This window comes from Campylobacter sp. RM9331 (assembly GCF_020137685.1).
GTDB lineage: Bacteria > Campylobacterota > Campylobacteria > Campylobacterales > Campylobacteraceae > Campylobacter_E.
This window is the reverse complement of sequence record NZ_JACGBA010000020.1, coordinates 20587-41646: the sequence shown is the minus strand read 5'-3', so window position 1 is coordinate 41646 and position 21060 is coordinate 20587. Positions and strand designations below refer to the sequence as shown.

Below are 21060 nucleotides of genomic sequence, written 5' to 3'. Positions count from 1 at the left end.
TGGTGTTTTAGTATTTAATGGATTGGTGGTTTATGGTGGGGAATAGTTTATGTATTTATAGTATATTGTTTGGTTTAAAAAATTGAAAGGTTGAAAAATGAAAAAAATATTAGCTTTAATTTTATCACTACTTGGATTATCTTCTAATATTTATGCTGATGATAATATTAATAATAAAATGTTGGTTAGAATTTCTGTTGTTGAAGTTTATCCAGAGTATCTTTATGAATACCTTGTTATTGCAAAAGAAGTTGCTGAAGCTTCAATTGAAAAAGAAAAGGGTGTAATATCTATTTATCCAATGATGCTTGTAAAAAATAATAATATAATTAATATTTTAGAAATTTATAAAGACCAAGAATCTTATAATAAACATATTAATTCCGAACATTTTCAAAAATATAAAAAAGGCACATTGCATATGGTAAAATCTCTTGAGTTGCTTGATTCTTATCAATTAAGCGATAAAAATTTTAAAGCAATTTTTAAAAGACAATAATTTCTATATGTTTTTTAATTAAAAGTATTAAATAGATTGTGTGTTTTATAGACAAGGAGTATAATAATTTATTTTAATATCAATTAATTTAATTAGTAATTATTATCTTAATTAATTATAGCAGTAATTTTTATAGTATTTTTAATGTATGTATGGATACTTAATTGCACTAAAATATATTATAAATATCAAAATATTATATTTTATATAGATATAATAGTCCTTATTAAACAATAGGTTTAATTAAGTGGTAATAATGAATATTTTTATAGCTAAAATTAAAATAAATATATTTATTAGTTTTTTAAATTCCATTATAATTTATTGATATAAGTAAAACTAATTTTTTATTAAATTAGTTTTACTTTACAATATTTATTTTTTTAAAATATCTTGAACGCATTCAAGTGGGGTTTTAAATATTTTATCGCAACTTTGCTTGAGAGTATTCATATCTGTGTATTCAAATAAAGTTACATAAGCATTCACTCCAGCAGCTTTAGCAGCTTCTGTATCGTTTAAAGTATCTCCTATCATATAAATTTTACTAAAGTCAAATTCTTTTTTAAGTTCGTTAATTTCAAGCATTTCAGAGCCTTTTAAACGACTTAGTGCTTTATAAATTGGTTCTGGATTTGGTTTGCAGTATTTTACTTCATCACCACCCACAACTACGCTAAAATCATCTAAAATATCAAAATCTTTTAAAATTTCTTTAGCAAAATAAACAGATTTTGTAGTTACTAACCCTACTTTAGCATTTTTACTAGCAAGTTTTACTGCTTCTTTTGCCCCATTTAAAAGACTAGTTCCGTCTTTATAATATATTTTATAATTTTGTCTATATAATTTAACTATATCAGCAACTTGCTCTTTTGGCACTCCTATTGTTTCAAACATTCCTTCAGTAGACATTCCAATTAATGTTTTTATATATTCATCACTTAAATTAAAATTATAACTTTCTAAGGCTTTTCTAAGACTAGTAATTATTGGCTGGGTAGAATCGATTAAAGTTCCATCTAAATCAAAAAATATAATCATTTGTATCCTTTTTTTTATTTTAAGCTTAGCAAAATAAAGCTAATTTATTGACAATTTACAAATTTAATTATAAAATCTAATTTAATTGACTTTATCAACTATTAGGAATAACATGTTTTTTAAAAAAATTACCTATGCAAATAGAAAAATCATCAGTAAAGTAAATGAAATTTTAAAGCCATTTAATATTAATGCGACTGATTGGAGAGTGTTTTATTATCTTAGCTCAACAAAAAGTGCTAGTTTAAGTGAGGTTTGCGAGTTTTATCAGATGGATAAGGCTATTGCGTCTAGGATTTGTAAGAAACTAGAAAAAGCAAATTATTTAGAAATTTCAAGCTCAAATGATAAAAGAGAAAAAATCATTTCACTTAGTTTAAAAGGCAAGGAATTGTTTTTTGATGCAAATATTTTAATTTCTAATTACGAAAAGCAAATTTGTGATGATTTAGACTATGCTGAATTTGGATTGTTCATTAATATGCTTGATAAAATCAATAAAAAATTATAAGGAGTTTTTATGGGATTATCCAAAAAGTATAATATTTGGAATAAGAATTTTATTTGTGTTTTTATTATTAATTTTGTTATTTGTTTAGTGTTTTTTATCACTACGATTGCTTCTACAGATTTTGCAAAAACTATATTACAATCTAGCACAGCAATAGCAGGTCTTGCTAATGGTATTTTTGTAATTGGAGCACTATTGTCAAGACTTTATTTTGGCTCAATTATTGATAATATAAACATAAAAAAAGTTATGATTATTAGTTTAGTTTTGTATTTTATACCTAATTTATATTACTTGTTTTTATCAACTAATTTTGAATTAATATTATCAAGATTGCTTGCTGGTATGTGTTATGGTGCATGCTCTTGTGCTTGTGGTGCTGCAGTAGCTAGACTAGTGCCTAGCAATAAAAGAGGAATTGGTATAGGATATTATGCGGTTAGTGTTGTATTAAGCTCTGCTATTGGACCATTTTTAGCAGTATATTTAGTGGGTAAAAATAATTTTAATTTATGTTTTATAATTTCTTTAATTAGTATATTAATAGCATTAATTTCAAGTGTAGTAATAAAAGTTAAAAGATTTAGAAAACATAAGATAAATCATGTTAAAAAATCTTTTTCAATTTTTAATTATATTGAAAAATCGGTTTTGGGTGTTGCTTATGTTGTATTTTGTATGGGTTTTGTTTATGGAGCAATTATTGCTTTTATAAGTTCTTATTCAAAAGAGCTTAATTTAATTGAAGCAGGTTCATTATTTTTTGTATTTTATGCTTGTATTAGTGTGTTTTCAAGACCAATTTCAGGTAAAGTATTTGATAAAATAGGTGCGGATTATGTAATAGTTCCTTCTATTTTGTTTTATGTAGCAAGTTTAATAATTTTAGCTTATACAAACAATTCTTTAATGATGTATTTATCGGCTATTTTTTGTGCTTTAGGATATGGAAACGCTACTTCAAGTCTTCAATCACTTGCTATAAAATTATCTCCTAAAGAGAAAATGGGCTTAGCAAATTCAACATTTTTTATAGCTTTAGATGTTGGAATGGGTATTAGTCCTTATTTGTTAGGTTTGATTGAGCCTAGTTACGGGCATTCTAGGATTTATGAAATATGTGCGGGGATAATTTTGTTTTCTTTAATATTGTATTATGCCTTTGTTATGAGAAAATCAAAAGATTTTAAAAAAGATTTAAAAGATTATGAAGATAATTTTTTAGAAAAAAATCACTCGGATATTATCATTAAAGACTAGGAGAAAATATGAAATTTAGTGGAAAAAATGTATTAATTACAGGTGCATCTAAAGGCATTGGTGCTGAAATAGCTAGAGTTTTAGCAGGATTTGGTCTAAAAGTATGGATTAATTATCGTTCAAAACCTGAACTTGCAGAGAATTTGAAACAAGAAATTGAAAAAAATGGTGGTAAAGCAGCAATTATTTGTTTTGATGCAAGTTGTGAAAGTGATTTTACAAATGCTATTAAAACAATAATTGATTGCGATGGAGAATTAAGTTATTTAGTAAATAATGCAGGAATTACAAAAGACAAATTAGTTTTAAGAATGAGCGAAGCTGATTTTGATGATGTTATAAAGGCTAATTTAAATTCAACTTTTATAGGTTGTAAAGAAGCATTTAAAGTGATGAGTAAAAAGCGTTTTGGTAGTGTTGTAAATATTAGTTCAGTTGTTGGTGAGATGGGAAATGCAGGTCAAGTAAATTATTCTGCTAGTAAAGGTGGAGTTATTGCTATGACTAAGTCTTTTGCTAAAGAAGCAGCTAGTAGAGAAGTTCGTTATAACGCAATTACTCCAGGATTTATAGAAAGTGATATGACAGATGTATTAAGCGATGAAATTAAACAAACTTATTATAAAGCAATTCCACTTGCTAGATTTGGTAAACCTAGCGAAGTTGCAAATGCAGTTGCGTTTTTATTAAGTGATTATTCTAGTTATATTACAGGTGAGATTTTAAAAGTTAATGGCGGAATGTATGTGTAATTTATTTACACTTTTTTGTAAGAATACGAGTTTAATTTTATTTTAGGAGAAAAAAATGTCTATTTTTGAAGATGTTAAAAAAGTTATTGTAGAAGAATTAGGAGCTGATGAAGCTAGTATTACACCTGATGCTAAAATTATTGAAGATTTAGGTGCAGATTCACTTGATGTAGTTGAATTAATTATGGCTTTAGAAGAAAAATTTGATATTTCTATTCCTGATGAAGATGGTCAAAAAATCGCAACAGTTAATGATATAGTAAAATACATAGAAGCAAAAAAACAATAAGGATTTAAATTGAGAAGAGTAGTAGTAACTGGCATTGGAATGATAAATGCCCTTGGGCTTGATAAAGAAAGTTCGTTTAAGGCGATTTGTGATGGAAAAAGCGGTGTTGGAGAAATTACTCTTTTTGATACCAGTGATTTAAGTGTTAAAATTGCCGCAGAAGTTAAGGATTTCGATCCTTTAACAGTATTAAATGCAAAAGATGTTAAAAAAGCTGATAGATTTATTCAACTTGGATTACACGCTGCAAAAGAAGCTATAAGTGATGCTAATTTTAAAATGGTTGATGGCGTGATTAGTGAAGTTGATTTAGATGAATTTGGAGTAGTAAGTGCAGCAGGAATTGGTGGCTTACCTAATATTGAGAAAAATTCTAATGTATGTTTGCAAAAGGGCGCAAGCAGGATTTCGCCTTTTTTCATACCTTCAGCTCTAGTTAATATGCTAGGGGGAATGGCTTCAATTGATTATAAATTGAAAGGTCCAAATTTATCTTGTGTAACTGCTTGTGCAGCAGGAACTCACGCAATTGGCGAAGCTTATAAAACAATAGTTTGCAATCAAGCAAATAAAATGTTAGTAATTGGAGCTGAATCAGCTATTTGTGCAGTAGGTATAGGTGGATTTGCTTCAATGAAAGCTTTATCTACTAAAAATGATACTCCAGAAACAGCTAGTAGTCCATTTGACGCTAGTAGAGATGGCTTTGTTATGGGAGAAGGTGCAGCTGCTCTTGTTTTAGAAGATTATGAAGATGCTAAAAAAAGAGGCGCTAGAATATATGCTGAAGTTATAGGGTTTGGTGAAAGTGCAGATGCAAATCATATAACTTCTCCAGCTTTAGATGGTCCATTAAGAGCTATGAAAAAAGCTTTATGTATGGCAAAGGGATTTGATTGCTCTGCTAATAAAATTAAAATTGATTATATTAACGCACACGGAACATCAACTCCAGCTAATGATAAAAATGAAACAGCAGCAATGAAAGAATTGTTTAAAGATGATATGCCTTTAGTAAGTTCTACAAAAGGTCAAACAGGACATTGTTTAGGTGCTGCTGGTGCTATTGAAGCAGTAATTTGTTTAATGGCTATGAGAGATAGTATAGTTCCACCTACAATAAATTATAAAAACCCTGACCCTGATTGTGATTTAGATTATGTGCCTAATGTGGCTAGAAAGCATACAATTAAAACAGCTATGAGTAATTCGTTTGGTTTTGGTGGAACGAATGCTTCAGTGATTTTTAGAAAATTGGATTAATTAAGATGGCAGCTTATTTAGATTTTGAGAAAAATATTCAACAATTAGATGAAGATATTATTAATGCTAATATTAAAGGCGATATAGAAGCAGTTAAGATTTTAAAAAAGAATTTAGAAAAAGAATTAACAAAAACCTATAAAAATTTAAGTGATTTTCAAAAGCTACAGCTAGCAAGACATCCTGATAGACCATATTCTCTTGATTATGTGAGAATAATTTTAAAAAATGCCCATGAATTACATGGAGATAGAGCATTTAGAGATGACCCTGCTATAGTTTGTTTTGCTGGTTATATTGGCGAGCAAAAAGTAATGTTAATAGGCGAACAAAAAGGTCGTGGAACAAAATATAAATTACATAGAAATTTCGGTATGCCACATCCAGAGGGTTATCGTAAGGTTTTAAGATTTGCTAAAATGGCTGAAAAATTTAAAATACCTATTGTATTTTTAGTAGATACTCCAGGTGCTTATCCTGGAGTAGGAGCTGAAGAGCGTGGTCAAAGTGAGGCAATTGCTACAAATTTATATGAATTAAGCGCTTTAAAAACAATAATTATTTCTATAGTAATTGGAGAAGGCGGAAGTGGTGGAGCTTTAGCTTTAGGTGTAGCTGATAAATTAGCTATGCTTAAAAATTCAGTGTTTTCTGTAATATCTCCTGAAGGTTGTGCTGCTATATTATGGAATGACCCAAGTAAAAGTGAAGCTGCAACAAAGGCTATGAAAATAAGTGCTGATGATTTATATGAGCAAGGATTAATAGATGATATTATAGAAGAAGGCATTGCTCATAGAAACAAAGAGATTACTGCAAATAATATACAAAATTATGTTTTAGAAAAAATAGAAGAACTAAAACCATTAAATCTTGATGAATTGGTTGCAAAAAGAATGCAAAAAATTCTCAAATTGGGTTCTTTTAATGAAGACAAATAATATTTATCCAAGTACCTTACTTGGATAATTTTAGGTTTGTATATGAAATATGTTTTTTTACTCAATATGGGTGGCGTAAATCAAATTGATGAATGTGAAGTATTTTTAAAAAATATGTTTAATGACCCTAATATTTTGGGAATAAAATCAGATTTTTTAAGAAGTCTTGTAGCGTTTATGATAAGAAAATTTCGTATTAAATCTATGAAAGAAAATTATAATAAAATAGGTGGTAAAAGTCCTTTAACTAAAATCCAAAAATCTCTTTGTGATAAATTAAATTCTTTGCAAAAAGATTTTCATTTTGATTTTATATCAACTTATGTTCCGCCTTTTGCTAAAGAAGTCTTAGCTAAATATGATTTTAAAGATAATGATGAAATAATACTATTTCCTTTATATCCACATCATTCTATAACCACTACCACATCATCTTTGCAAGATTTTTATAAAAATTTTGATAAAAAAATCAATATAAAAGAAATACCTTATTTTTACCAAGATGAGCTTTATAATAATATTATTTTAAATGAGATACAAAAATATAAAAATATTGATTGCTTGATAATATCAGCACATTCTTTACCGATAAAAACTATAGAAAAGGGTGATATTTACGAAGAGCATATAAAAGAACATTTTGCTATATTAAAGGATAAATTACAAAACGATTTTAAAGAAATTAAATTAGCTTATCAGTCGAAATTAGGACCTGTAAAATGGTTAGAACCTGCACTTAGTGATGAATTAGATAAATTAGGCAATAAAAGTGTTTTAATATATCCACTATCATTTTGTATTGATTGTTCTGAAACTATTTTAGAATTAGATATTGAATATAGACATCAGTATAAAGGTGATTATAATGTGTGTAAATGTCCAAATGATAGTGAAGATTTTGCTAAATATATCTTAAGCAAATTGGAATTTGCAAATACTAATTTAAATTATGAAAGTCAAAATAAAATTTAAGTTTAAAATGATTTTTTTATAACTAATATAAATAACTTATCAAAAGAATTTCAATAATTTTACTTGTTTATATTTGGTATCTTATTTATTCTTTACAATTTATATTAAGTTTTGAAATTCTTATTTTAATTTTTTAGATTTTATGGTATTTATAAATAGATTTATTTAGAGTATAAAATAGTAGTTTGGCTAAAATTAGATTTAAAAAATAAACTTTTATTTTAAATTCCATAGTTTTTAAGTTAAGATATATATTTTATTAAATTTTAAACTAATTTTAAAAATATAAAAGATTAGAGTTTTAAGTGTTTCTTATTAGCAAAGCAAATAAAATTATAATTAAAATTGTAAAAATAACATTAAAAAATGTAAGTAGTAAATATATATCATATACAAAATGTGGCGAATTTTTAAAATACTTGATTGTAATATCGCTTAAAGTTTTATAATGGAATTTAAAGAGCTTTTAAAGTATAAAAACTAATGCACGAAAAATATGTATAATCGTTATTAAATTTTACAAAATAGGCAAAATTAAATTAATCTTGCTAAGTCCTTAAAATCATATTTTAATGATATTTTATGTAGTTTGAGTTTTTAAAAATAATATTAAGTCAAGCTTAAGCAATATATTCCATAAAAATTCATCTAACTTTAGCGAGTAAAAAAAGTTCTTGGCTTTAAATATTTTTATCTATAATTTAAAGCTAATAGTAAGTTTTTGTTATCACAATTTTAAAATGTTGCAATGGTTGAGAATGTGGATTTACAAGGCAAATATTTGCTTTGTAATTTTTTCTGTTTTCATTTAATAAATTTAAAAATTAATAGATTTTTTCTATTCAAAAACTTATTCTGATTTATTTTTACTTAGAAGGGGATGGACACAAACTTCATTTAGTTATTCTCGTATCCTTATTACATAATTAGTCATTATCTTTGTTTTAACATAATCTAGGTTTTTCTAACCTTTATACTTACTTACATTTATAAAAATCAAGGTAGGTTTCTTAACAGCAGTTTTTATATTTTAGTTGTTATTTCATTTATTTTGATGTTAAATATTATGGAATTTAAAATAAGAATTTGTATTTGAAATTTCATAATTTAAATTCCATAATTTAATATAAAAAATCACTAATAAAAGCTATTTAAAATACTATTAATTGCGTATGTTTTAAATTCTAATATTTTAGATTTTACAAATAAGTTTAGTTTTAAAATTTAGAATTTAAAATGAGAATTTGATTTTTTAATACAGATTATATTTATGTTATTTTTATTAGCTGTAATACCTTTAAAACTCTTAATAACTTAGATTTAAATTTTAAAGATTTTATCTATAATGCTAAAAACATTATAAAATATTTTATCATCTATGATTGAAACTTGTTTGTTAATGCCTTTTGCGTTTAATAATTCTATGAATTTTTCTAAATCTTCTGGATTAAGCAATTCGGTGTTTATAATGCTGCTAAAGAATTTGTTTTTATAAGATAGATGCAAATTCTTGTGTGATGAAAATCTAATTTTTAAATATTCGAAATAATATTCTTTTAAATCATCATAATATATCCTTGTTTTACTAAAAAGTCTAATGATTTCAAAATATTCATCATAACAGATAATTTTTCTTATCATAAGTGGAAAAAGCACAAAACGAAAATGGTGAGGAAAGATAAGAAAAGTAAGTAACAATGCCAACAAATAACCATCATTAAAATACAAAATACAAGCAAAAATTATAATGATATACAAGCATACGAAAACATTAGGAAGTAATAAAAATAGTAATTTATATATAGAAAATAATATGCTTTTTTTAAGTTTTACTATCAGAATTATTTCTTTATCATTTTGCATAATATAAGCCTTTTTTTGATAATTTAAGATTACATTATTTTAGCAATTAAATTAGTTAGCTTTAACACTAATTAAAATATATTTAAACTAAATTCTTATTTTCAATTATATAATGTTTTAATTTTTATGCTATTAAAATTGGGCTTTAATTAATGAGTAAATTGCGAGAAAATCTCGCAATTTTTTATTTAAAGTTTAGATTTTTTACATCCTCATCAACTTTTTTCATAGCTTCTGTTGGTAGAGCACCTGTTGGTGGTTTGTGGTCTAGTTTTAGAGGTGCTGCTGGAATTGTTGCTGTTTTTGTTAATTCAATTTTAATTCCATAAGGAGCTAACGCATTTGCTAACTCTGCTTGTCCTTCTCTAGCTACTTCTTTACATTGACCTATAATTCTCATAAATTCTTGTGGTGAGTGGAAGCCATAGCTATTTTCACTAAATGATACGTCCCATCTAATATGTGCTTTTCTATGAGCATATTGTGCTTTTTCTATAACTTTTGAAATAGCATCATCTCTTGCTTTATCTTCAAGACTTGCAAATTCAGGAAGTTTTGCTAATTCTTCACGAGCTGTTTTTATATCAGCAATTAATGCTAATAAGTTATTTTCACAACCTCTAAGCTCATAAGCGTGGCGATTTTGAATAAAGCTAATTCTATCTTTTAATACTTGTTCGCTTTGTGGATGGCAAGTTTTACAAGCTGCATTTATATCAGCTAATGGAGATAGTATATTGTGATTAGTTACTTTGTTTGCTCCATCTCTTTTGTATGGCATATGGCAATCTGCACAAGTTACACCACTTCTATAATGTAAAGAGCTTGAATACATTTCAGCTTCTGGGTGTTGCATTTTAATTATTTTTGTTTTTGTATCTTTTTGAATGTAATCATATGGGAATTCACCATTTGCAAATTTTTCATCATAGTATTCATCAAAATTCTCTATTTTAAATGCTTCATCTTTTTTCCATTTTGTCCATGGGAATGTTAAAGTGCTATCTTTACCTTCAAAATAATACTCAACATGGCATTGCATACAAACATAATTTCTCATTTCTTTTCTACTAGCTTTGATACCACTTTTAGCGTCTGCTTCATAGCCTCTTAAAACCATAGCATTAACAAAAGCAGGGCGAGTTACACGAAGGCTCATATCATCTGGGTTATGACAATCCGCACAGGTTGATCCCATATGAGAGCCGTGAATTCCATCTCCGTATTTTTCTTCTACTTTTTTCATAACATCAAAATAAGGCATTTTATTCATATTTGTCCAAGCTTCTTTCATAGCTTCGCCTTTTTCACCAAATGCGTCAAAAAATCCCATTTTCTTTGCACCCATTACTTCAGTTTTACCCAGCATAAAACTTGGGCTTAATTTATCACTTTTATAAATAGCAGTTAAAAATCCAGTATGGCAATTTACACAAGCACCAGGCTGACCTTTAAATGCAGGTAATCCGTGAGCATTTAGATATTCTTTATTGTTTCTTTTTGTTTCCATTTGGTCAATTTGTGAGTAATAGTGAGTTCTTGGTTTAGAATAATCAACCGCAAAAGCATATCCATTCCAAAATGTTGTCGCAGCCGGCCAGCGAATAATCTTACTATAAGGTAAGCTTCCGCCAAATGGTGTTTCAATATATTCATCTTTCATTTGTAAATAACCATCTAATTGAGCTGGGAAATTTCTACCCCATTTTGCAAAATCTGGTTCTTCATCACTAATTTCAAAAGTTTTTAATGGTTGAGTTTTACTTTCACCTTTATGTTCTGCAATGTTTGTATTAAGTGCAAATAAGCCTGCACCACCTAAAGCAGCTACCACAATAGCCGCAACATAAACTGATTTTGACATATTTTCTCCTTTTAATTATGTAAATGACCTATTGTTCTATGACAGCTAAGGCAATCAAGTGGCTCGCTATTTAATTTTGTCGTTGCATTGATTGCATTATGTGCGTAGTCTTTATGACAAGTCGCACAATTGCGATTAACATCTTCGTGTGTCATTTCGGTAGGTTCTAAATTAGGTGGATTTCCTCCTACTGTAAAATAATAGCCGTGTTTTAATCCGTGATAAGCTTTTTTAGTCCAATAAGCTACCACATCACCTTGAGGTAAATGACAATCTACGCAACCTGCATTGCTTGAATGCTCACCTTTTGCCCAGCTATCATAAACATCTGTCATAATATGACATTTGCTACAGGCTTCAGGTTTAGAAGTCATCATTAAAAAGCCATCTGCTATTATAAAAGTATAAATTCCACCACCAATAAAAATCCCAATTACTATGCAAAGGGCTAATAAAAGTTTGTTTGTTGGTTTTTTCATTTATACACCTTGTGAAAATTTGAAACACTACTTTAATATAAAAAAGCTTAAAAATAATTGATGGTAATTAATATATTTTTTTAAATTTAATTTAATTTTTAAATATTTTATATTATTTTATGAATGTTTTTTCAATTTTTATTGAATTAAGAATTTTAAGTTAATTTAATGTTGATAATATTTATGTGCTTTACTTTAAAAAAAATATTAATCTTAATCAATAAGATTTTAAAGCAAATAATCTAATCTATTTTTACATTATTATTATAAGGAGAATAAATGCAAAGACGAGATTTTTTAAAGAGCACAGCAGTTGCAAGTGCAGCAGCTTGCATAAATCCTACTATTGCTTTAGCAAAAGACGAAACAAGTGAATGGACTTGGGATAAAGCAGTTTGTAGATTTTGTGGAACTGGCTGTGGTATTATGGTTGCTACTAAAAATGGCAAAATTGTAGCTACTAAGGGCGACCCTGAAGCACCTGTAAATCGTGGTTTAAATTGTATTAAAGGATATTTTAATGCAAAAATTATGTATGGAGAAGACAGACTTGTAACGCCTTTATTAAGAGTAAATGCTAAGGGTGAATTTGATAAGAACGGAAAATTTGCTCCAGTATCTTGGAAAAGAGCTTTTGATGAGATGGAAAAACATATGAAAAAAGCTTTAAAAGAACAAGGTGTAAATGGTATAGGAATGTTTGCAAGTGGTCAACATACTATTCAAGAAGGATATGCTGCTTCAAAATTATTTAAAGCTGGTTTTAGAAGCAATAATATAGACCCAAATGCTAGACATTGTATGGCAAGTGCTGTTATTGGTTTTATGCAAACATTTGGTATTGATGAGCCTGCAGGTTGCTATGATGATATTGAACTTACTGATACTATTATTTGTTGGGGTTCAAATATGGCTGAAATGCACCCAATTTTATGGAGCCGTGTAAGTGATAGAAAATTAAGAGACCCTGAAAAAGTAAAAATTGTAAATCTTTCAACCTATACAACAAGAACTAGCGACATTGCTGATATGGAACTTATATTTACTCCAAGTTCTGATATTGCAATATGGAATTATATTGCTAGAGAAATTGTATATAACAATCCAAAAGCAATTGATTGGGAATTTGTAAAAAATCATTGTGTATTTACAACAGGATTTGCTGATATTGGATATGGAATGAGAAATAATCCAAATCATCCAAGCTTTAGCGAAGCTGAAAAAGATACCGTAGCTAAAGAAAATGCAATCACTTTAGATAAAGATGAAGCAATAGCGTTAAGTCATTTAGGTGTAAAAGATGGCGAAAAATTTGAAATGAAACATCAAGCTCAAGCAGCACTTAACTGGCAAATTCAATTTGAAGATTTCAAAAAAGCACTTGAACCTTATACATTAGATTATGTTGCAAGCGTAGCTAAAGGAAATCCTGATGAAGATATAGAAGAATTTAAGAAAAAATTAAAAGCATTAGCTGATTTATATATTGAAAAAAGTAGAAAGGTAGTAAGCTTTTGGACTATGGGCTTTAACCAACATACTCGTGGTAGTTGGGTAAATGAACTTGCATACACTGTGCATTTATTAGTAGGAAAACAAGCAAAACCAGGTGATGGAGCATTCTCTTTAACAGGTCAGCCAAGTGCTTGTGGAACAGCAAGAGAAGTTGGAACTTTTGCACACCGCTTACCTGCTGATTGGGTTGTAGCAAATCCTAAACATAGAGCTAAAAGTGAAGAACTTTGGAAAGTTCCTGAAGGAACAATTAATGGTGTTCAAGGAAATCACTTTATGCAAATGATGAGAAATCTTGAAGATGGAAAGCAAAAATTTGCATGGGTTATGGTAAATAATCCTTGGCAAAATACTGCAAATGCAAATCACTGGATAAAAGCTGCTAGAGAAAAAGATAATTTTATAGTAGTAAGTGATTGCTATCCTGGAATTAGTGCAAAAGTTGCGGATTTAATTTTACCTACAGCTATGATTTATGAAAAATGGGGAGCTTACGGAAACGCAGAAAGAAGAACTCAACATTGGAGACAACAAGTATTGCCAGTTGGCGAAGCTATGAGTGATTTATGGCAATTATTAGAGCTTAGCAAACGCTTTAAATTAAGCGAAGTTTGGAATGAAGTAAAAATTGATGAAAAGACAACATTACCAAGCGTATTAGAAAAAGCTAAAGAAATGGGATATAAAGAAGATGATACTTTATATGATGTTTTATTTGCTAATAAAGAATGTAAAGAAATTTCATTAGATGATAGTGAAAGCTTAAAAGATTGGTTAAATAGCGAAGTTAAAGGCGATAGTAGAAATGTAAAAGGTAGTGATGGCAATGTATTTAAAGGCTATAATTTCTTTATTCAAAAATATTTATGGGAAGAATATAGAAAATTCGGAGCTGGTCACGGACACGATTTAGCTAGTTTTGAAACTTATCATAAGGTAAGGGGCTTAAGATGGCCTGTTGTTGATGGTAAAGAAACTCAATGGAGATTTAATACAAAATACGATGTATATGCTAAAAAAGCAAATCCTGAAGGTGATTTTGCATTCTATGGGGATTTTGATAAATCAATTAAAAGTGGTGATTTAGTAAAACCAACAAGTGAAGAAGCAACAGCAATTACAAATAAAGCTAAGATTTTCTTTAGACCATTTATGAAAGCACCTGAAAGACCATCTGAAGAATATCCATTCTGGTTATGTACTGGTAGGGTTTTAGAGCATTGGCATAGTGGAACAATGACAATGAGAGTTCCTGAATTATTCCGTGCAGTTCCTGAAGCTATGTGCTATATTCATCCAGAAGATGCTAAAGCTTTAGGAGTTGAGCAAAGAGAATTAGTATGGATAGAATCTCGCCGTGGAAAAGTTAAAGCTCGTATTGATATGCGTGGAAGAAACAAACCACCAAGAGGTCTTGTTTATGTTCCTTGGTTTGATGAGAATGTTTATATTAATAAAGTTACATTAGATGCAACTTGTCCAATTTCAAAACAAACTGATTTTAAAAAGTGTGCAGTAAAAATAACTAAGGCGTAATATTTATGAGAAGGCAATTTTTTACAAATACTATAAAGATTTTAGCAGTTGGTGTTGGAACTTTTAGCATATTCAAACTAAACGATACACCAAAAAGTGAAAGCAAAATTGAACTTAAAAAGAGTTTTTTTCTACGCCCACCAGGAGTTGTTAGTGAAAAACATTTTTTAGCTAATTGCATTCGTTGTGCTAAATGTGTAAAAGCTTGCCCTTATAATACTTTAAGTTTAGCTAAGATAGGGGAATTTGCTAGTTTAGGAACTCCTAAATTTAGTGCAAATGAAATTCCTTGCTATTTATGCGATGATTTGCCTTGTATTAAGGCTTGTCCGACAGATGCGCTAGATAAAAGTATTAATAAAATTTCTTTAGTAAATATTGGTCGTGCAATAGTAGATGAAAGCTCTTGTGTAGCTCATTTTGGAATTCAATGTGATGCTTGCTATAGGGCGTGTCCTTTTATAGATAAAGCTTTAAAGCTTGAATATAAAAGAAATGAGCGAACTAAAAAACATGCAATGTTAGTGCCTAAGGTTGATTATGATTATTGTGTGGGTTGTGGTTTATGTGAAAAAGTTTGTATTACTAAAAAGCCAGCTATTGTTATTTTGCCTACTAGTTTTATATTGGGTGAGAGAAATGATAATTATGTTAAAGGCTGGGTTAGTGGTGATGATGAAAGATTAAAACACATAGATACTAGCAAAAAACACGATGAGAAAAAAGCTATAAATTACCTAAATGATGGAGAATTTTAATGAAGATATTAAAAAATAAATATTTGATTTTAAGAAGATTTATCCAATTAGGACTTTTAGCTTTATTTGTATTACCTAGTGCTGATTTTATTTTAAAAGGAAATCTTAGCTCTTCGCTATTATTTAATAGTATTAGCTTAAGCGACCCTTTTGCGTATTTGCAAATATTTTTAGCAACTTTTACTCTTAATGTGGGATTATTTATATCTGCATTTTTAGTTTTTATTATTTATGCTTTATTTTTGGGTCGTGCATTTTGTTCTTTTGTTTGTCCTGTTAATTTGATTACAAATTTAGCAGATTTTATCAAGCAAAACACAAGTTTTAAAAGCTCTAAGCTGACTAATTTTAAACAAAACACTAGATATTTTATATTATTTAGTATTTTGATTTTGTGTTTGATAGCAAATGAGCCAGTATTTGAAAAGTATTCTCATATAGGAATAATTACTAGGGGAATAATTTTTATGCAAACTTCGGCTATATTTGTTGCAATTATTATATTTTTACTTGATTTATTTGTGCAAAGGAATTTAGTTTGTTCGCATCTTTGTCCATTAGGTGCTTTTTATAGTTTAATTTCAAAATTTGCTATGTTAAAAGTAAGTTATGATTTAAATAAATGCACTAAATGTATGAAATGCAAAATGATTTGTCCAGAAGCTCAAGTATTATCACTTATTACAAAATATAGTGGTAATGTTAGCAATAGTGAGTGCATTAAGTGTGCTAGATGTATTGAAGTATGCGATGATGATGCACTTAATTTTAATTTAATTAATTTTTTGAAAGGAAAAAAATGAAAAAAATATTTTTAAGTTTAGCTGCTAGTAGTTTGTTGATTGCTGCTAGTGTGAGTGATACTGAAATTGGTTTAAGAAAACATTCACTAAACGATGAAACAAAATTAGAAATCAAGAATTTTACATACTCTGAAAAAGAAGCTGGAGAAGCAGAGCGTTTTGAAAGAGCTTATTTAAATGCTCCACCACAAATTCCACACAATGTAGAAGATTTTTTACCAATTACTCAAGATAATAATATGTGTCTTAGCTGTCATGATTTAGGTGTTGATAATGAGCGTGTAAAGCTTAGTATTGAAGAAGCAACTCCTATGCCAGCAAGCCATTATTATGATTTAAGAAATGAGAAAAAACTTGATTCTATATCTCAAGCAAGATATAACTGCGTTCAATGCCACGCACCACAAGCAAATATTGATAGTGGAATCAAAAACACATTTAAGCCTGATTTTAGAAATGATGAATTAGGCAAACATCGTTCAAATTTACTTGATGTAATAAATGAAGGATTAAAGTGAAAAAATTGCTATTATTTATAGCTAGTTTAGGTTTAGCAAGTGAGCTAAACCTAAATGAATTAGAATATTTAGAATATGATTGCTATATAAATTATATCAATAATGAATTTGTAGCGTGTGGCAATGATATTTATAAAAATAATGATAAGGTTTTAAGCCTTGATGATAATATTATTTTTATTGATGATTACGATAGTAGCATTTTAGCAATTAGCTCAAAAGATGGGTTAAAGACTTTAAACATTTATAAAGATAATAAATTATTGAAATTTAAAATCTCAAGCGATATTAATAAGGCATTTTTATACAAAGATAAAATAATTCTTACTTCTTTAGGAAGCGAACTAATCATAAGAGATTTATCATTTAACTTAATAAAAAAAGTTCATTTTTCAAATGCAAGCATAAATGCTGCAAGTATTAATAAAGAAAAGGCAAAAATTGCTTTAGGATTTGAAAGTGGAAAAATAGTTGTTTATGATTTAAATTCTAATGATTTTATAAGCAAGGAAGTTCATAAAGATAATATTTATAATGTAGATTATAAAAAAGATAATATTATTTCTTGCTCAACTGATAGAAAAGTTATAATTAATGATGATAAATTAAATGAAATTACTAATATAGAAAGTGATAATTTAGTTTATAATTGCGCTTTAAGTGATAATTTAAATTTTGCTTATTCTTGCGATTTAGAAAATAATATTTGTATAGGTAAGGATAAAATAAATATAGGTAATTTATATCTTAATTCAATATTATTTGATAAAAATACATTAAAGCTCAATGCTTATTCAAAAATTTTATACAAAAAGGATTTTTAATGATTTCATCTTTAGTAGTTATTGCAAATGAAGAATTTGAAAACGAAATAAAAAATATAAAAGATGCCAACATAGAGCAAGTAATTGATAAAAAATTTATCGTTTTAATTGAAGCTAGTGATTTTGACAATACTTTAGCAACTTTTAATGCCATTAAGCGATTAGATAGTGTTATAGATGTTAATATGGCTTTTAGTGAAGCTAGTGAATTTGATTTAGAAATTAACGCTCAAAAAATAGCAGATAAAGTAAATGCTTTAGGCAATGCAGAGAATATTGAGTATTATGGAAACATTTATAATAAATATTAATAATTTAACTCGTAATTTTTTTATATTTTTATCTTTTAATATAAAATTCTTATAAGTATTATAATTTTAGATTATAATACTTACTCACATTTTTAATTAGATTAAAAAATTAATTTATTTTTAAGGAGAAGCTATGAATAAGCTTTTATGGATAGTTGTTGCTATTCTTGGAGCATTTTGTATGGGCGTTATTGCTTTAAATAATGGCGAAACAATAAATGCTGCTTGGATAGTTGTAGCTGCTGTTTGTATTTATACAATCGGCTATAGATTTTATGCTTTGTTTATAGAAACTAAGCTTTGCGGCGTTGATGCTACTAAGATTACTCCTGCTGTAGCACTTAATGATGGAAAAGACTTTGTTCCTACAAACAAATATGTTTTATTTGGCCATCACTTCGCTGCAATTGCAGGTGCAGGACCACTTGTTGGACCAATCCTAGCAGCTCAAATGGGATATTTGCCTAGTGTATTATGGATATTAATTGGTGGCGTTTTAGTTGGTAGCGTGCATGATTTTGTTGTGCTTTTTGTATCAAGCAGACGCGGTGGAAAAAGTCTTGGTGAAATGATTAAAGACGAGATGGGGAATTTCGTTGGTGTTGTTTCTATGATAGGAATTTTTCTTATTATGCTAATTATAATTGCTATTTTAGCTATGGTTGTTGTAAAAGCTTTAGCGCATTCTCCTTGGGGGACATTCACAATAGCTTCAACAATTCCTATTGCTATTTTTATGGGAATTTATATGAGATTTATTCGCCCAGGTGCAGTCGGAGAAGCTAGTATAATTGGCTTTGTTTTACTTATGATAGCTTTATATTTAGGAAAAGTTGTAGCAAACGACCCTGATTTAGCAAGACATTTTGATTTTAGCGTTCTTGAACTTAGCTTTATAATGATGGGCTATGGAATGATAGCTGCGATTTTACCGGTTTGGTTTTTACTTGCGCCAAGAGATTATCTTTCAACATTTTTAAAAATCGGTGTAATTTTGATAATGGCTATTTGTGTTGTTTTAGTTTCTCCTGAAATTAAAATGGCAAAAGTTACACATTTTATAGATGGCACAGGTCCTGTGTTTGCAGGTGGATTATTTCCATTTTTATTCATAAATATTGCTTGTGGGGCGATTTCAGGCTTTCACGCATTAATTTCTAGTGGAACAAGTCCAAAAATGCTAGAAAATGAAACACAAGCAAAAATGGTAGGCTATGGTTCAATGCTAATGGAGAGTGCGGTTGCTATTATGGCTTTAATTGCTGCTTGCATACTTCAACCTGGAGTATATTTTGCAATAAATTCAGCACCAGCAATTATAGGCACGACACTTGAGAGTGCGAGTGCAGCTATTAGTGCTTGGGGATTTAGCGTAACTCCTGCTGATATTCAAACACTTGCTAATGATATAGGCGAGAGCACTATATTAAGTAGAACAGGTGGAGCACCTACATTTGCAATAGGCTTATCATTAATTATTCACGAGCTAATCGGTGGAAAGGAAATGATGGCATTTTGGTATCACTTCGCTATTTTATTTGAAGCATTATTTATCTTAACAGCAGTTGATGCGGGAACTAGAACTTGTAGATTTATGGTTCAAGATATGTTAGGAAATGTTTATAAGCCACTTGCAAACACAAGTAATTTAGGAGCAAATATATTCGCTACTTTAATTTGTGTTGCTGGATGGGGCTGGTTCTTATATGGTGGTGCGATTGACCCACTTGGCGGAATTTATTCACTTTGGTCGCTTTTTGGTGTATCAAATCAACTTTTAGCAGTAGTTGCTATGTTTTTATGTGGCTCTGTATTTATTAAAATGGGAAAAAGAAAGTATATCTTAGCTATTGTTTTACCTGCGCTTTTTGTAATCTCAACTACATTTACAGCAGGTATTGCAAAGGTATTACCACAAAGTGAAAGCAAAATCGCAAACTCAATTTCTCACGTAGCAACAGCTCAAATTAATTTTGCTAAAGCTGATGAATTATTAGTAAAAATTAATGCAGGAGATAATAGTGAAGCGACTTTAAAAGAATTTAATAAAGCTAAACAAGTAGCACATTCTAATGTGGTAAATGCTATTTTAACGATTTTCTTCTTATTAGTTACCATAATAGTTGGAATTAAATTCGTTCTAATTTGGAAAGAAAGTTATTCTAATAGGTTTAGCATTCCACTTAAAGAAGTGGTTTATGAAAAAGCAGCTTCGTGAGTTTTTTTACGCAATGCTTGGAGCACCTGATTATGAAAAATATTTAGAGCATTTTAAGAAAATGCACCCTGATAAAACTCCTTTAACTAAAAAGGAGTTTTTCATAGAACAAACAAGCAAGCGTAAAACAAAATGCTGATAAAGATAAGTAGCTAGTTAGCTAATACAAATTATCTTTATTAGCAAATATTTTTATCTTTTTTTATAATTTTATTTTTAAAAATCTTGAATAATTATTAAATAATTTTAATCCATTAACTTCTTGTTAGCGGGGGGGGGTATTACAATAGCTCTTTTATTTAATCAAAGGAGTCATTATGGACAAAAGTTCTTATTTAATGTTGCTTGATAATAAAATATCAAGCGAGCAAAAGTTTATGCTAAGCAATAAACTTGACAGCTTAAGTGAAGAAAAATTTAAAAATCTTTCTTGTATTAATTACAAACACCCTATATTGGCAATGAATTTAGGGTTTTTCTTCGGGATATTAGGTATTGATAGGTTTTATCAAGGTAATAGGTCTTTAGGTTTTTTAAAATTAGGAATATTTTTAATAGGCTTAATTAGTATGCTTCTTTTTATAGGGATATTTATTTTATGGGCTTTATATATTTATGTTTTAATAGATATTTATTTTGTATATAAAGCAATTCAACAAAGTAATTACCAAAAAATTTTACAGGCTATAGGCTAAGTAATAATTGGTTGTCAATACCAAATAACGGCAAAATTAGTGCAAAAGATAATAGCATATAACAGAATTATTAAAAGCTAAATAATTTGTAAGATTAAATATTGCAAAGTTATTTTGCCTATATTTTGCCTTTAATCCATTTTAA

21 protein-coding genes are annotated in these 21060 nt (G+C 28.4%); 17 read left to right on the top strand and 4 right to left on the bottom strand.

Features of this window, described 5'->3' with window-relative positions; genetic code table 11:
• Positions 1–97 precede the first annotated feature (97 nt).
• Positions 98–499: a putative quinol monooxygenase gene (locus tag AVBRAN9331_RS08035; RefSeq protein ID WP_336612767.1), complete on the top strand. Its 402-nt coding sequence runs from the start codon at positions 98–100 to the stop codon at positions 497–499.
• Positions 500–874: 375 nt separating this feature from the next.
• On the opposite strand, the gene AVBRAN9331_RS08030 is transcribed toward AVBRAN9331_RS08035, so the two are convergent.
• Positions 875–1543 carry an HAD family hydrolase gene (locus tag AVBRAN9331_RS08030; protein WP_214118264.1) on the bottom strand — a complete coding sequence of 223 codons (669 nt, stop codon included), beginning with the start codon at positions 1541–1543 and terminating at the stop codon, positions 875–877.
• Between the two features lie 112 nt (positions 1544–1655).
• Between AVBRAN9331_RS08030 and AVBRAN9331_RS08025 the strand changes: the two genes are divergently transcribed.
• Genes AVBRAN9331_RS08025 through hemH form a run of 7 tightly spaced genes read left to right on the top strand, consistent with a single transcriptional unit; the run spans position 1656 to position 7531 of the window.
• Complete coding sequence (locus tag AVBRAN9331_RS08025) at positions 1656–2054, top strand: MarR family winged helix-turn-helix transcriptional regulator (RefSeq protein WP_336612766.1); 399 nt, start codon at positions 1656–1658, stop codon at positions 2052–2054.
• Between the two features lie 9 nt (positions 2055–2063).
• Positions 2064–3314: an MFS transporter gene (locus AVBRAN9331_RS08020; protein ID WP_214118268.1), complete on the top strand. Its 1251-nt coding sequence runs from the start codon at positions 2064–2066 to the stop codon at positions 3312–3314.
• A gap of 8 nt (positions 3315–3322) precedes the next feature.
• Positions 3323–4066, top strand: a complete 744-nt coding sequence (gene fabG / locus AVBRAN9331_RS08015) for a 3-oxoacyl-ACP reductase FabG (protein WP_214118270.1) — start codon at positions 3323–3325, stop codon at positions 4064–4066.
• A gap of 55 nt (positions 4067–4121) precedes the next feature.
• Positions 4122–4355, top strand: coding sequence for an acyl carrier protein (acpP, locus tag AVBRAN9331_RS08010; protein ID WP_214118272.1), 234 nt, complete (start codon positions 4122–4124; stop codon positions 4353–4355).
• A 9-nt stretch (positions 4356–4364) separates the two neighbouring features.
• A complete protein-coding gene (locus AVBRAN9331_RS08005; protein WP_214118274.1) occupies positions 4365–5618 on the top strand; it encodes a beta-ketoacyl-ACP synthase II in 1254 nt (417 codons plus the stop codon).
• Positions 5619–5623: 5 nt separating this feature from the next.
• A complete protein-coding gene (locus AVBRAN9331_RS08000) occupies positions 5624–6559 on the top strand; it encodes an acetyl-CoA carboxylase carboxyltransferase subunit alpha (protein WP_214118277.1) in 936 nt (311 codons plus the stop codon).
• Positions 6560–6601: 42 nt separating this feature from the next.
• On the top strand, positions 6602–7531 hold the full coding sequence (gene hemH / locus AVBRAN9331_RS07995) for a ferrochelatase (protein WP_214118279.1): 930 nt from the start codon (positions 6602–6604) through the stop codon (positions 7529–7531).
• Positions 7532–8851: 1320 nt separating this feature from the next.
• Here the strand turns inward: hemH and AVBRAN9331_RS07990 are convergent.
• From AVBRAN9331_RS07990 to nrfH, 3 genes are all read right to left on the bottom strand, one after another.
• Entirely contained in the window at positions 8852–9172 is a 321-nt protein-coding gene (locus AVBRAN9331_RS07990; RefSeq protein ID WP_336612765.1) for a hypothetical protein, read from the bottom strand.
• 406 nt (positions 9173–9578) lie between these two features.
• A complete protein-coding gene (locus tag AVBRAN9331_RS07985; protein WP_336612764.1) occupies positions 9579–11258 on the bottom strand; it encodes an ammonia-forming cytochrome c nitrite reductase subunit c552 in 1680 nt (559 codons plus the stop codon).
• Positions 11259–11269: 11 nt separating this feature from the next.
• A complete protein-coding gene (gene nrfH, locus AVBRAN9331_RS07980) occupies positions 11270–11737 on the bottom strand; it encodes a cytochrome c nitrite reductase small subunit (RefSeq protein WP_214118286.1) in 468 nt (155 codons plus the stop codon).
• Positions 11738–12016: 279 nt separating this feature from the next.
• On the opposite strand from nrfH, the gene napA reads away from it, so the two are divergent.
• The 9 genes from napA to AVBRAN9331_RS07935 all read left to right on the top strand — a co-directional run bounded on the left by napA (position 12017) and on the right by AVBRAN9331_RS07935 (position 20915).
• Positions 12017–14788, top strand: coding sequence for a periplasmic nitrate reductase subunit alpha (gene napA, locus AVBRAN9331_RS07975; protein ID WP_214118288.1), 2772 nt, complete (start codon positions 12017–12019; stop codon positions 14786–14788).
• A gap of 5 nt (positions 14789–14793) precedes the next feature.
• Entirely contained in the window at positions 14794–15546 is a 753-nt protein-coding gene (napG, locus tag AVBRAN9331_RS07970) for a ferredoxin-type protein NapG (protein ID WP_214118289.1), read from the top strand.
• Entirely contained in the window at positions 15546–16349 is an 804-nt protein-coding gene (gene napH / locus AVBRAN9331_RS07965; RefSeq protein WP_336612763.1) for a quinol dehydrogenase ferredoxin subunit NapH, read from the top strand. Before napG ends, napH begins: the two co-directional genes overlap by 1 nt.
• A complete protein-coding gene (locus AVBRAN9331_RS07960; RefSeq protein ID WP_336612762.1) occupies positions 16346–16867 on the top strand; it encodes a nitrate reductase cytochrome c-type subunit in 522 nt (173 codons plus the stop codon). Before napH ends, AVBRAN9331_RS07960 begins: the two co-directional genes overlap by 4 nt.
• Complete coding sequence (locus AVBRAN9331_RS07955) at positions 16864–17691, top strand: hypothetical protein (RefSeq protein WP_214118300.1); 828 nt, start codon at positions 16864–16866, stop codon at positions 17689–17691. The genes AVBRAN9331_RS07960 and AVBRAN9331_RS07955 overlap by 4 nt, the downstream gene beginning before the upstream one ends.
• Positions 17691–18002 (top strand): chaperone NapD, encoded by a 312-nt coding sequence (locus AVBRAN9331_RS07950; protein ID WP_214118302.1) that lies wholly within the window; start codon positions 17691–17693, stop codon positions 18000–18002. The genes AVBRAN9331_RS07955 and AVBRAN9331_RS07950 overlap by 1 nt, the downstream gene beginning before the upstream one ends.
• A 133-nt stretch (positions 18003–18135) precedes the next feature.
• A complete protein-coding gene (locus AVBRAN9331_RS07945; RefSeq protein ID WP_336608798.1) occupies positions 18136–20220 on the top strand; it encodes a carbon starvation CstA family protein in 2085 nt (694 codons plus the stop codon).
• A complete protein-coding gene (locus AVBRAN9331_RS07940; protein WP_214118306.1) occupies positions 20201–20359 on the top strand; it encodes a CstA-like transporter-associated (seleno)protein in 159 nt (52 codons plus the stop codon). The genes AVBRAN9331_RS07945 and AVBRAN9331_RS07940 overlap by 20 nt, the downstream gene beginning before the upstream one ends.
• A gap of 178 nt (positions 20360–20537) precedes the next feature.
• A complete protein-coding gene (locus AVBRAN9331_RS07935) occupies positions 20538–20915 on the top strand; it encodes a TM2 domain-containing protein (RefSeq protein WP_336607417.1) in 378 nt (125 codons plus the stop codon).
• The last annotated feature ends 145 nt before the right edge of the window (positions 20916–21060 follow it).